Annotated in this window: 7 protein-coding genes; 6 read left to right on the top strand and 1 reads right to left on the bottom strand. The window is 57.0% G+C overall.

All coding sequences use genetic code 11. The features are described from left to right. The first annotated feature begins 540 nt into the window (after positions 1-540). Both JJL52_RS00350 and JJL52_RS00355 read left to right on the top strand, forming a co-directional pair. Positions 541-3243 (top strand): SpoIIE family protein phosphatase, encoded by a 2703-nt coding sequence (locus tag JJL52_RS00350; protein WP_202050412.1) that lies wholly within the window; start codon positions 541-543, stop codon positions 3241-3243. After that, entirely contained in the window at positions 3240-4370 is a 1131-nt protein-coding gene (locus JJL52_RS00355; RefSeq protein WP_202050413.1) for a PhnD/SsuA/transferrin family substrate-binding protein, read from the top strand. Before JJL52_RS00350 ends, JJL52_RS00355 begins: the two co-directional genes overlap by 4 nt. Before the next feature lie 124 nt (positions 4371-4494). On the opposite strand, the gene JJL52_RS00360 is transcribed toward JJL52_RS00355, so the two are convergent. Next, positions 4495-6885, bottom strand: a complete 2391-nt coding sequence (locus JJL52_RS00360; RefSeq protein WP_202050714.1) for a Lon protease family protein — start codon at positions 6883-6885, stop codon at positions 4495-4497. Between the two features lie 170 nt (positions 6886-7055). Between JJL52_RS00360 and nifJ the strand changes: the two genes are divergently transcribed. The 4 genes from nifJ (at position 7056) to JJL52_RS00380 (ending at position 14342) form a co-directional block, all read left to right on the top strand. Next, entirely contained in the window at positions 7056-10670 is a 3615-nt protein-coding gene (nifJ, locus tag JJL52_RS00365; protein WP_202050414.1) for a pyruvate:ferredoxin (flavodoxin) oxidoreductase, read from the top strand. 233 nt (positions 10671-10903) lie between these two features. Further along, on the top strand, positions 10904-11923 hold the full coding sequence (locus tag JJL52_RS00370; RefSeq protein ID WP_202050415.1) for a dihydroorotate dehydrogenase-like protein: 1020 nt from the start codon (positions 10904-10906) through the stop codon (positions 11921-11923). Between the two features lie 88 nt (positions 11924-12011). Continuing rightward, the gene (locus JJL52_RS00375; protein ID WP_202050416.1) at positions 12012-12641 is read left to right on the top strand and encodes a DUF6781 family protein; all 630 of its coding nucleotides are present in this window, start codon (positions 12012-12014) and stop codon (positions 12639-12641) included. 18 nt (positions 12642-12659) lie between these two features. Further along, entirely contained in the window at positions 12660-14342 is a 1683-nt protein-coding gene (locus tag JJL52_RS00380) for an ABC1 kinase family protein (protein ID WP_202050417.1), read from the top strand. The last annotated feature ends 25 nt before the right edge of the window (positions 14343-14367 follow it).

The raw sequence follows: 14367 nt of genomic DNA on the forward strand, positions 1-14367 counted from the left end.
GAAAAACAAACGAGGCCTTCCCGGCGCTTTTCTTTGTTTCCATATAAGTTTCTGAAAAATAATCATTATTTCGGCTAATAAAAAGCAAGAATCGGCGACTGTTAGACAAAGGCGTGGGGGGCTCGGTGCCGGGCAGAAATGCAGACGCTATCCGTTGAATCATAGCGGCAGAGGCCGATTTCCAGGGATTAGTGCACTATTTTCGACAGTGATTTCCCTGCGTTGACATAAATTTGATGTCTGCTAAGTTTGGGTTAAGGAAAAAATCGAGCAAAAGGCTGGGTTTTTCCGAGAAGAAATCCTTTTGCAGGCCCAGCTTGGCGGCTCATCGTAGGCGCTCGAAACCCTCGGTGCGCATTCGGCGGCCGAATTCGGAATTATCGGATACGCGGGCGTCTGAACGGTTTTTACCGTGCGGCGGGGCATCGGAAGGTCGAGGCAGTACGGATCGGGTGAAGGCGAACCGAACCATTCGCTTGAAATTCCGGCCTGATAAGAACAATAAGCCGAAACAAGGCAAAAAATTAGAGGAGATCATCGATGCAAGATCTATTTCGACGCTTGGTCGGGAGAATGCTGGAGCAATATGCGACAGTGCTTTTCGTGCTGGCCGGCGTAGCCACCATTACCTATTTCGTCCTAATTACCGACCTTCGCAGCCAGGAAGGCAATGCACTTCTCGTGAAAATGAGCACCGAACAAGGCAAGGTCGTCCAGGACATCAACGTGCTGCTGAGCCAGAAAGTCTTCGTCGGACTAAACGGCATGGATCACAAGCTGGACGGAAAAATACTCGTCAGCCTGAACGAACTGGAACAGATGCACATGTCGCTACGGGACGGCGACCGCTACGTCAGGGAAGGAGACCGGCTGATGCGCGTATCCGGGAATCTGCCGAACGATCTTAAATTCATCTATTTCGACAAAAGCAAGCCGCTCGATCATCTGGTCAGGGACTATCTTGCCCTAGCGCGTAAAATACAAAGAATTCCAGCGAAAGATCTTCACCCTTCCAATCCGGACCTCCAGAAATTATTGTTTACGCTGTCGCCGTTGCTGTTGGAGGACATGAATAAAGTCAGCTCGATTTATCAGCGCCAGACCGAATTCATGTTGGGCAGTACCGCTAACAAGCAGAATCTGATGTTTGCGATCCTGCTCGCTTCCCTGGCACTGGTCGGCGTGCTGCTGCTGCAGCCGATGGTGCAGCGCTTGAAGGAAAGCGCATTGAAAATGCGGCAGGAAAAGGCATTTGCCGATAACGTAATCCATACGACTCAGGCATTGATCATCGGTCTCGATGCGGACGGTAAAATCGTTTTATTCAATCAGCATGCCGAGGAAAATACCGGCTGGCCGGAAATCGAGCTGAGGGGCAAGGATTTTTTCGACCAATTTATCCCCGCCGAAGAACAAGGCGAATTGCACGCGCTGTTTTCCGGCATGATGTCAGGGACCGTTGAGTTCGCCGAAGCTATCGAAACGCGCATGCGGATCAGCACCGGCGATTACCTGCATGTCGTCTGGAATCCCACCGTGATCAAGAATTCCGCCAGCGGAATGCCGATGATGTTCCTGAATACCGGCATCGACATTACCGAGCGCAAGGAAGCCGAGAAAAAAGTGCAAAAGGCCCATGCCGAACTGGCGCAATTGAGCGCCCGGTTGCAAGGCGAAGTCAATCTGGCCGCTACCCTGCAGCGCTCGATACTGCCGCAACCCACCATCGAATTGCCCGGTCTGCAGGGCGTTGCGAACATGCTGACTTCGAGCGAAGTCGGCGGCGATTATTACGACTATTATAAAGTGAGCGGGCATCACAGCATTTTGATGGTCGGCGACGTCAGCGGCCACGGCGTTGCGGCCGGCACCATGGTGGGTGCCGCGAAGGCGGGCGTATATCCCTTGATTCACGAAGGGGTGACCAGTCCGAGCGAGATACTCAACTCGCTGAACGACACGATGCGCGCGACGGCGCAGCAGTCGTTGCTGATGACGATGGCTTGTTTGAGCCTGGACGCGCGCACCGGCAAGCTGGCGTTTGCGAATGCCGGCCATGTTTTGCCGTATTTATTGAAGCGCGGCGCCCAAAGTTGGCAAATGCTGGAAGCATCCGGCCTGCCGTTGGGGAAAAGCGCCGATTCGGACTACCAGGAGTCCGTGCTCGAATTGACGCTGGAAGTCGGAGACCGCTTGTTCCTCTATACCGACGGACTGGTCGAGGAAGAGTCCCCCAGCGGGGAGCCTTTCGGTTACGACCGCCTCGAAGCGATTCTGAACGCCAATACCGATGTCGAAGACGCGGAGCAGTTGCGCAATCAGATCCTGGATGCGTTGAGGCGGCACTGCCGGAGCATGCTGTATTCCGACGACGTGACGATGATGATCGTGACGCACAGCGACCGCGTGGCGCAGACCGCCGCCAGCAATGAAGTCAGCGATATCATCCGCATTTCGGAAAACTTTTATCGCCAGGGCGACCACCCGATACCGCGGATTGCGAAGGAATATGTGGTATTCCTTGCCGAACAGGATTATTCCGACCTGTTGCCGCGCTTCAGCCAGGACGGCATTTGCCGGATTCTGCCGAGGCACGACGATTTTTGCAAAAAGTTGGGTTGGAATCACTTGCTGAATCAGCACAACGAATCGCCCGACGACGATTTGTATGCGTTGATGCCCGGCAGGGCGCAATATCGCCATTTTCAATTGACCCATACGGACGACAAACCGTTTATCGTGGAAGAGATTCATTCCTGGCTGAAAGATCAGGGACACATTCCCAAAGACCAATTAGACGCCTTGATGATGGTGCTGGACGAGATGACCGAAAACAGCCTTTATGCTGCGCCGCGGGACGGCAAAGGGGTTGCTTATTACGTCAAGGGCGAATCCCGTGAATTGTCGTCGCATGAAGAGGTCCGTATCGACATTGCTGTAAGCGAAGACATCCTCGGCTTGATGATTACCGACAACTGGGGCACCCTGACGCCCGGCGTGTTTTTGAAAAACCTGGCGCACGCGATGTCCGAAGGCGTCGAAGCCGGCATCGGCGGCGTCGGCCTGTACATGATGTGGCGGATGTCGGATTATTTGCAAATCCGGGTGCATCCGCAGAAACGCACCCAGGTGACGACCCTGTGGGATTTACACGGCAGCGTCGATATGGGCGTAGAGTCCGGCCTTCAGTTTCTTTATCACAGCGAGTATGAATCAGCTTATCAAATGAGGGCATCGATATGAGCAGCATGATCAGCAGTTTTTCCATCCAGCCCGTTTCCGAGCAGGACAACCGCTATTGTTACAATTTCATCGGCTCGATCGATGCGCATGCCAATCCGGTACTGGAGCCGTTGACCGCCATACCGTCGAAGGCGCATGTGTTGCTGGACTTCAGCCAGGTCGATCGGGTCAATTCGATGGGCCTGTCGCTGTTGCTGAAATTGTTCGAAGAATGGGAGCGGAAAAAAATCCGCGTGGAAGTGCAAAGTCTGGACCGGATGATCAGCATGTTGTTCAAAATTACCGGCCTTGGACGCTTCGTCAAGTCAGACGGTAATTCTGCCGCCGCTGGCGCTTTTCCCGCGGCCGCCGTTCCCGCACCGCGGGACGCCGAGGCCAGACAGAAAAGCTCGGACGCCGCGCCCGACAAGTTGAATTTCGTGGCCAGCCTGCAGTCCGGGCAACAATTGACCGGTTGGTATCTGCTCAATACGTATCTGCAGCGCCGCATGAAAAAAGCGATCCATTTCGAACAGTCGGCGGAACATCTGGACGGTGACTACACCGATCTGTTGTTCGCAAAGCCGTTTGAAGCCTGTGCAATGATCAAACGTTACGGCTTCGTACCGGCGATGCGTCCGGTGGCGGAGGTCGACGAAGTGGTTCTGTTGACCCGGGTGGATGATCAGCGGACCTTGCACGAATATCAGGGAGTGTGCGTAGGCACGGCGACGAAGGATAGCTTCGTGTATTTGCTGGGCCGGTTTTTATGCGACGAAAGCGGCATCGATTCGACGAAATTTACCTACGATTTTGCCGGTAATGAAATCAAGGCACTTCAATCGCTGATTCGAAAAAAATGCGATTTGGTTTTCATGCTGAAAAAATCGTACGAAGGGCTTTCTTCGTTCAGCCGCAACAATGTCCGCAAGCTTGATGAAAGCGAAACCCACTTTGCCTGCCATCTTTTTTGCGTAGCCCCCCATCTGCAGGATGAAGGTAAGCTATTGGCCGATATTCTGAAGGATATGGAAAACGATGAGCAAGGCAGAACGATTCTGCGAGACATTCAGATCAGCGGCTGGTGCAAACCTGAACCGGGCGAAGTTCAGATGCTGCAAATGGTATACGACCGCTACGCCAGTTAGGAAGCTTTGAAGCGTTAGTCGGTGTTTTGTTTACCGTTCTTCGGCCGCGGCTTGAACTTAAGCTGCGGCGGAGATGCGCCTTGCAGCGGGTTGGCCGATTCCGGCCATAATCCGATGCGCCAGATCAGGCACCTTCGGCTTTTTCCTCGTCCACGTTTGCCATGTCCGAAATTTCCTTCAATCTTGAGATGGCCTTGGCGTTGATGCTGTTTTCCGGGTAATTGCCATTGTGATCGACCGTGCCTGCTGATTCCCCGGTCAATAATTCGAGCGTCTCGTCGACGCTGGTGACCGCATAAATCGAAAATTGCCCCTTCGCGACCGCATCGATCACTTCCTGCTTCAGGACCAGATTGCGTTTGTTCGCAGCCGGAATGATCACCGCATGATGGCCGACCAGTCCGCGCGCCTTGCACAGCCGGAAATAACCTTCGATCTTTTCGTTTACGCCGCCGATCGCCTGGACTTCGCCGTATTGATTGATCGAGCCGGTTACCGCGAACGACTGCTTGATCGGAACGCGGGTCAGCGCCGAGATCAGGCAGCACAATTCGGCCAGGGAGGCGCTGTCCCCGTCGACTTCGCCGTAGGACTGCTCGATCGCGATGCTGGCCGAGACGGCCAGCGGAAATTGCTGCGCGTAGGTGTGGCCGAGGTAGCCGGTCAGGATCAGTACCCCTTTCGAATGGATTTCCTTGCCGAGTTCCGCTTCGCGCTCGATATCGACGATTCCGCGCGAGCCGGGAGAGACCGTCGTGGTGATCCGTGCGGGCGCACCGAAGCTGCTGCCGCCGATTTCGAGCACGGTCAGGCCGTTGATTTTGCCGATCGCGCTGCCTTCCGTATCGATCAGAATCGTGCCGTCGAGCACTTCTTCGAGCATCATCTCTGCGAGACGGCCGTTCCTGAATTCGCGGGCGGCCAGCGCCTTTTCGATCTGCTCCCGGTCGATCCGGTCGCGGTTCGCCTGCAGGCAAAACAGGTTCGCTTCGCCGATGATGTCGAGCGATTCGGTGATCCGTGCGGAAAAATGATGCTGGTTTTCCGCCAGCCTGCAGCTATGTTCGATCAGCGCCTCGATTGCGCACCGAGTTAAAGGGTTCGCACCCGAATCTTTCGCATGCCGGTTCATCAGCTGCGCAAACCGCTGCATCGACACCGCATCGCGCGAAATGTAATGGTCGAAGTCGGCGAGGATCTTGAACATCTCATTGAATTCGCTGTCGAGTTCTTCGAGCAGGTAATAGAGATCGCGAGATCCGACCAGGATCACCTTCACGTTCAGCGGGATCACTTCCGGTTTTAAGGTGATTGTGTTGATCCCGAGATCCGAATAGGGTGATTCGATTTCGATTCTGCCGGCCTGCAGGGCTCGTTTCAATCCTTCCCAGACGAACGGATGGGTCAGCAGTTTTTCCGCGTCGAGGATCAGGTAACCGCCGTTCGCACGGTGCAGGGAGCCCGCGCAGATGCGCCGGTAATTGGTGACCAGGGTTCCCTGTTCGCTGGAATATTCGATCCGCCCGAACACATTCTGATAGGTCGGGTGCGGCTCGTGGATTACCGGTGCGCCGTGTTCGGGCTTGTTGTCGACCAGAATGTTCGGTGCATAGAGTTCCAGCAGTACCTGCCGCCGGTTCGCGAACTCGCGGGGGTCGGCGGTCCGGCCCGGCATCAGGAATTCGGGAATTGTGGTGCGCAGGTTTTTGTCGATCTCGGCAAGGTAGGTGATCACGTCGTCGATATTCTGGTACTTGTCGTTCAGCTCGGCGAACAACGGTTCGATGGCCTGGCTGATCGTGTCGTTGTCGAGCTGTTTGATCTTGTCGGCCAGCGCGCGGCGCCATTGCGGCAATTCGAGCAGCATATCGCTCAGATATTCTTCGAGTTCCTCGATCTGTTTGTGGAAAAGGTCGCGTTCGGCCTGCGGCAGCTGCGTAAACTGGGCGTCGTCGAGCGCCTTGCCGTCGCGAATCGGTGCGAACGAAATCTGTTCACTTTCCCGGAACAGCGCAATGCTCATATCCAGCGCTTTTTGATCGACTTTTTCGATCGCATTGTTGTAATACTGATTGAACTGGCGCTCGATCGCGGTCTTTTTCTGCTGGTAGGTCGGGCTTTCGAACGCCGCCGGGAAGGTCGCCAGAAGATTGTCGATCAACTGCTCGATATCTGTGCTGAAGACCGCGCCGTGTTCGGGCGGCAATTCGATCGCGACCGGTTCGCGCGGATTCTGAAAATTGTCTGCATAGGCGTAAGAGGGCGGTGCCGGCTGTTTTTCGGCAATTGCGTGCAGATGCTGGGTGATCATCGACAGTCGGCCCAGCCCCAGTTCGCCCATCACATAAATGTTGTAGCCGGGGCGCGCCATTGCGACGCCGAATTCGAGCGCCGACTGCGCGCGTTCCTGCCCGAGGATCGGCGCATCGGGCAATGACGTCCCTTCAAGATCGACGCCGCTCAGGTCGATGTGCAGCTTCATGGATTCGATAGGCAATTTGGAAACGATGGTCATGCGGCGTTCAGATGTCATTAACAATAGAAACCTGCAATTTTATCACCATTGACAGCGGGTTCGAAAAAGCGCCGCCGCATTCCGGATTGGGGACAGCGCAGCCGAAGGGTTTTAGAGTACAATCGGCATAGAGAACCTTGAAGTCATAACTCTTATCTCCAGGTGACGTTATGCAAAAGAGAAAAATCACGATCGACGGCAACGAAGCCGCCGCCACGGTCGCTTACATGACCAGCGAAGTGATTGCGATTTACCCGATTACGCCGGCGTCGCCGATGGGCGAGCTGGCCGATAAATGGGCGTCGGACAGACGCAGGAATCTTTGGGGCACAGTGCCGAGTATCGTCGAGATGCAGAGCGAGGCGGGGGCGGCCGGCGCGATCCACGGCGCCCTGCAAAACGGGGCGCTGGCGACCACGTTCACCGCTTCGCAGGGCCTGCTGTTGATGATTCCGAACATGTACAAGATCGCCGGGGAATTGACGCCGGCGGTCTTCCATGTGGCGGCCCGGTCGCTGGCAAGCCAGGCGCTGTCGATCTTCGGTGACCACAGCGACGTGATGGCCGCCAGAGCGACCGGTTTCGCATTTCTGGCTTCCAACTCGGTGCAGGAGGCACAGGATTTTGCGCTGATCGCACAGGCCGCAACCTTGGCCGCGCGGATTCCGATCGTGCATTTTTTCGACGGTTTCAGGACTTCGCACGAAATCTCCAGTATTGAGCCGCTCGATCTTGGAACGGTGCGGGCATTGATCGCCGACCGCCTGATTGCGGCGCACCGGCAAAGGGCGCTGTCGCCCGAGCATCCGGTGCTACGCGGCTCGACGCAGAATCCGGATATTTATTTCCAGGCGCGCGAAACGGTCAATGCTTATTACCAGGCGATGCCGGGTATCGTGCAGGCCACGATGGACCGGTTCGCCGAACTGACCGGCCGAAGCTACCGGCTGTTCGATTACGTCGGGGCGGCGGATGCGGAAGAAGCAATTGTGCTGATCGGCTCGGGAGCGGAGACGGCCGAAGAAACGGTCGAGCATTTGGTTGCGCGCGGCGACAAGGTCGGCGTGCTGAAGGTCCGCCTGTTCCGGCCGTTCAGCGCCGAGGCCCTCCTGGAAGCGCTGCCGAAGACGCTACGACGGATCGCGGTGCTCGACCGCACGAAAGAAGCCGGCGCGGACGGTGAACCCTTGTATAAAGACGTGGTGACCGCGCTCGCGCAGGATGCAATGAGTGCCGTACCGCACTTTGCCACACTGCCGAAAGTGATCGGCGGCCGGTACGGGCTGTCGTCGAAAGAATTCACCCCGGGCATGGTCAAGGCCGTGTTCGACGAACTGGACAAGCCTGAGCCTAAAAACCCGTTTACGGTCGGGATCCATGACGATGTCGGCCATACCAGTCTGCGATGGGATGCAGGTTTCCGAACAGATGCTTCGAAGCGGGCGGTCAATGTCCTGTTTTACGGCCTGGGCAGCGATGGGACGGTCAGTGCGAACAAGAATTCGATCAAGATCATCGGCGACAAGACACAGGGTTACGCGCAGGGCTATTTCGTTTACGATTCGCGCAAATCCGGAGCGGTGACCGTTTCGCATCTGCGCTTCGGCAAAGAAAAAATCCGTTCGGCCTATCTGATCGGAGACGGCGAAGCCGAGTTTGTCGCCTGCCATCAGCAGGTATTCCCGGAGCGTTACCGGATGCTCGATAAGGCGGCGCCGGGCGCGGTGTTCCTGCTGAATTCGCCGCTGCCGCCCGAGCGGGTTTGGGCGTCTCTGCCTCGCTCGATACAGACGGCGATGATCGAGAAAAAGATTCGCTTTTACACGATCGACGCATATGCGATCGCTGAATCCGTGGGCTTGGGGAGGCTGATCAATACGGTGATGCAGGCCTGTTTTTTCGCGTTGGTCGAAATCGTTCCGAAGATTGAAGCGATCGCCGCGATCAAGACGGCCGTACACAAGACCTACCAGAAGGCCGGCCAGCGGATTCTCGATGCGAATCTGCAGGCGATCGACGCTGCGCTGGCGAATCTGCATCGGGTCGAAGTGCCGAGTGCAGCTGACAGCATGACCGAAATTCCATCTCCGGTGCCGGACTACGCGCCCGAGTTTATCAAAAATGTAACCGCCGAGATCATCGCCGGCCGGGGCGATGCGGTGCCGGTCAGCTTTCTGTCCCCCGACGGTACCTTTCCGACCGCAACCTCAGTCTGGGACAAACGCAATCTGGCGCTCGAAATTCCGGTCTGGGAAAGCGATCTATGCACCCAATGCGGCAAATGCGTGTTCGTCTGCCCGCACAGCGTAATTCGCAGCAAGATGTTTGCGCCGGAACAGGTCAAGAATGCACCGCCGACGTTTAAATACGTGCCGGTCAAGAGCAAGGTGTTCGAGAATCTGTTGGTCAGCTACCAGGTTTCGCCGGAGGATTGCACCGGCTGCAGTTTGTGCGTCGATGTCTGCCCGATCCGCGACCCTAAGCTGCCGGAACGTAAGGCAGTGAATATGGGGCCACAACCGCCGCTACGCGAACAGGAAACCACCAACTGGCGCTTTTTCGAAAGTCTGCCGGATTTCGAGCGCGGCGCGCTGCATCACAACAAGATTCCGGAGGCGATGCATTTGCGTCCTCTGTTCGAGTTTCCGAGCGCCTGCGCCGGCTGCGGCGAGACGCCTTATCTGCGCCTGGCGACGCAGTTATTCGGCGACCGGATGGTGGTCGCGAATGCAACCGGCTGTTCGTCGATTTACGGCGGCAATCTGCCGACTACGCCGTGGAGCCGAAACGAGGAAGGCCACGGGCCGGCCTGGGCGAACTCGCTGTTCGAAGATAATGCCGAATTCGGCCTCGGGATGCGGATCGCGATCGACAAGCAGAAGGAATATGGGGAGGAGCTGCTGGAAGACCTGCGCGGCGAAATCGACCCGGAACTCGCCGATGCGATCCTGAAAGCCGACCAAAGCGATGAAGCCGGCATCTACGAGCAGCGCGAGCGCGTTGCCGTCTTGAAAAAACGCCTGGAAACGCTGAACGGTGAAGCGGCGGCGCGTCTGCTTGGCGTCGTCGATACCTTGGTCAAACGCAGCGTCTGGATCATCGGCGGCGACGGCTGGGGCTATGACATCGGCTACGGCGGCCTCGACCATGTGCTGGCCTCGGGACGTGACGTGAATATTCTGCTGCTCGATACCGAAGTCTATTCGAATACCGGCGGGCAGACCTCGAAGGCGACGCCGCGCGGCGCGGTCGCGAAGTTCGCGGCGGCCGGCAAGCCGACTCCGAAGAAAGATCTGGCGAGGCTCGCGATCGATTACGAACAGGTCTATGTGGCGCAGGTCGCCTATGGTGCGAAGGATACGCAAACTTTGCGCGCTTTTCTGGAAGCCGAATCCTATCCCGGCACTTCGCTGATCATCGCCTACAGCCCCTGCATCGCGCACGGCGTCGACCTGTCGAACAATCTCCGCCAGCAGGACATGGCGGTGCGCAGCGGGCATTGGCCATTGCTCCGTTATGATCCCCGCCGGGCGCAGGCAGGAGGCAATCCGCTGCAGCTCGACAGCCAGAAACCGTCGATGCCGTTCCGGGATTATGCACTGACCGAAGCGCGCTTCAGCCTCCTCAGCCGAACGCACCCGGACGAGTCGGAACGCTTCTTGCAGCAATCGCAGCAGGACGTCAATGCGCGCTACCGGCACTACCGCGAACTGGCAAACAGGGTTTTCGCGAAAAGTGAAGCAGGGCTGGGCGGCGAACCATCCAAAGCGGGAGAAAAAACCTAAGCGGAGCCGATTAATGTAGGGTGGGTTCGGCGCGCTTTGCCTTTGTCTTCCGGATTCGACAAAACTTTCTGCGCGCCGAACCCACCGTTTGCGGCAACCTCGGTGGGTTACGATGCGCGGCAAAGACCGATGGACGCTCAAAGGCAATGCCAATGCGCGCCTAACTCACCCTACGATTTTTGTCTTTATAATCGGCAGGTATGATATTCCAGGAAATACCGAGAGAAGAAATCATGAACGGGATCGATTTGAGCACCGAATATCTAGGCCTGAAACTGACCAGTCCCTTGGTCGCCTCGGCTTCACCTTTGACACGTAGCCTGGATTCGGCATTGAGGCTTGAAGACGCCGGCGCCGGCGCGATCGTGATGTATTCCTTGTTTGAGGAAGAACTGCGGCATCAGGAAGAAACCGCGGCCCGATTCTTGATCCATCAAAGCATCGGGCATCCCGAGGCGGACAGCTTCTTGCCGGACGATAGCGGCTACCGTCACGGCCTCGACCAGTATCTGGAGCAGTTGGCGAAGCTTAAACGGTCTTTGAAAATTCCGGTCATAGCGAGCCTGAACGGAGTGTCGCTGGACGGCTGGGTGGCGCACGGCAAAGCGCTGCAGGAGGCAGGCGCCGATGCGCTCGAACTGAACGTGTATTACCTGAGCGCGGATGTCGACGAATCCGGCCTCGAGATCGAGGCGCGTTATCTGGAATTGCTGACCGAATTGCGCCGGCAGGTTTCGCTGCCGATCGCGATGAAACTGTCGCCGTACTTCACCGGCCTTGCGCATTTCGTGAAACGGCTCGAGCTGTCCGGTGCGGACGGCGTCGTGCTGTTCAACCGTTTCTACCAGCCCGATATCGATCTGGACAATTTGCAGGTGACTTCCGAGTTGCAATGGTCGCGCTCTGTGGACAGTCGATTGCCGCTGCGCTGGGTTGCGCTGTTGTACGGTAAGGTAGGGCTGTCGCTGGCGACAACCAGCGGGGTGCGCACGGCCGAAGATGCCCTGAAGCTGATCCTGGCCGGCGCCGATGCGACTCAGCTCTGCTCGGTATTGCTTGAACACGGTCCTGCCTATCTCGGTACGATCGAAAAAGGGATGCGGGACTGGCTTGCCCGCCATGAATTTGCGGCGCTGAGTGAATCGAAAGGACTGTTGAGCAAGCGGCGCTGCATGAATCCCGGCATTTTCGAACGCTCGAACTATTTGAATCTGCTGGACGGTTACAGCCGGCCGCCGGGCATCCGGGTTTGAGGCCCGGCAGAGGTGCGGAACCTAAGCCGAAAGGATTCTTCCTAATGATCATTGATTTTCCATTTTGCAATTTGCAGAGAGAAACGCCATGAACGATACGATGCAGCAAGTTGAAAGAGAAGTCCGCGAAACGGTCGAATCCGGTGTCGATATTTACGAGCGGGTACGGGCGATCACGCTGAAGGCCCTGACCGAGCGTACCCTGGATATCGACAACATCAAGAGCGTGATGGAGGCGGTATTGAAAGGCATGAGCGACGGGATGAGCCCGCATTACGACCCGGCCAAACGGGCTTTCAAGCAGACCACCGAAGCGCTGGACGATACACTCAGCAAGACCGCCGAAGCGTCGAAGCTGGCGATCGAAGAAGCGGCGGGGAATCTCGACGAGTTTTCCAGCCATGATTTCAAGCGCGCCGCCGATGACCTGAAAAGCCTCGAAGGCCTGTTTCTGGATACGATGGAACGGGTTGGGCGCCACAGCAACGAAACCGCGGCGAAAATTGCCCGGGACTTTCTCGACCATGCCCGGCGGAACGGGACGGCGGTCGGCAGACAGAGCCGGGTTATTCTGGAAAATCTAGACAACTTCCGAGTCAGCGGCCAGCATGCGGTAATGGCCGGGGCTTCGGCCACGACCTCGGCACTGGCCAAAATCGCCGGCGGTTTTCTCGCCGGCATTGCGGAAAGCCTAGATCCCGAAAAATCACGAAAATAGCGAGCAAAACACGACATCATGATATGGGAATTAATTAATGCCGCGAAGGATTTAAGCCGGGCCCAGGATGTTGCGACCGTCCTGATCCGTTACGGCTTCGGTGGGGTCGTGCGTTCGCTCGGTGTCGGGAGTGCCTTGGAGCGCCTCGGCAAAACCCTGCATTGGCAGAGTGTCGAAGAATATGCGGCGCTCGACACTCCGCAGCGGGTGCGGCGCGTGCTGGAGGATCTGGGCCCGACGTTCATCAAGATGGGACAGATTCTTGCGACCCGGCTGGACCTGTTTCCGCCTGCCTATATCGCGGAATTCGAAAAGCTGCTGGACAAGGTGCCTTCGCTGCCGTTCGAGGATTTGGTTCCGCAATTGCAGGAAGACATCGGCGGCGACATCGAGGACATTTTCCTGAGCATCGAGCGCGAGCCGTTGGCGGCCGCCTCGCTGGCGCAGGTGCATCGGGCGGTGCTGCAGGACGGCACGCCGGTGATCTTGAAAATCCGCCGTCCCGGCATCCGCCGGATTATCGAGGCGGACTTGCGGCTGTTGAACCGGGTCGTCGAAGTGATCGAATCCGACGTGCCGGAACTGCGCCGCTACCATCCGCGCGAGATATTCCGGCAGTTCTCGCAGTCGCTCAGGGCCGAACTCGATTTTGCGGCGGAAGCGCGCAACGTCGAACGGGTTGCCGCCAATCTGGCAGGGAATGAGCACATCAAGATTGCCTCGATTTATTGGGAGCTGACCGGCGAGCGGCTGAACGTGCAGGAGTATATTCAGGGTATTCCGGGCCGCGATCTGAGAGCGCTGGATCAGGCCGGCCTGGATCGGAAACTCCTGGCCGAACGTGGCGCCAAGGCCGTGCTCAAAATGATCATGGAAGACGGCTTTTTCCATGCCGATCCTCATCCCGGCAACGTGTTTTATCTGCCGGACAACCGGCTTGCTTTTATCGATTTCGGAATGGTGGGACGGCTGACCGAAGAACGCCGGGAACAGGTCATCGTATTTTTATACGGAATGGTCAATCGGATGCCGCTAAAAGTCGTCGAAATCCTAGAGGATTGGTCCGGGGTGATCAAGACCGACGAGCAGGCGTTGGCGATCGAGATCGATGCGTTCGTCGATCAATACAGTAATCGGTCGCTGAAGGATTTGAGCCTGCAGATGATGATCGGCGACCTTCTGGCGATCCTTCGGGACCATAACTTGTCGCTGCCGCCCGATTTGGCGCTTCTGGTCAAGGCCTACGTCACACTCGACGGTTTCGGCCGGCATCTCGATCCGGATTTCAATACGCTGGTGTTCGCGGCGCCTTATCTGCAGCAACTGATGGCGGATCGCTACCGGCCGGACGTGATCGCAAAACGCGGCTGGAATAATCTGGTCGGCATCGTCGACCTGCTGGCTGCGTTTCCGAAGGAATTGCACCAGTTGCTCAGGGCTTCCCGAAAAGGCGCGGTTCAGGTCGATTTCAACGTCAAGGGAATCGGCCCCTATGTGGATAAGATCGATGTGGCGATCAGCCGGTTGACGATGGGAATTGTTACCTCCGCACTGATTATCGGCACTTCCATCATCACCACTGTCAAGGGTGAAAGTTCGTTCTTGAGCCTGCCGGTCTTGGGTTTCTTAGGCTATCTCTTCGCTTTTCTCGGCGGTATTTGGCTGCTCATTTCGATCTGGCGCAGCAACAGGCGCAGTTAGCCGTTGCAAGGCGCTTCACGCGATA

The organism is Candidatus Methylomicrobium oryzae (genome assembly GCF_016745425.1).
Classification (GTDB): Bacteria; Pseudomonadota; Gammaproteobacteria; order Methylococcales; family Methylomonadaceae; genus Methylomicrobium; species Methylomicrobium oryzae.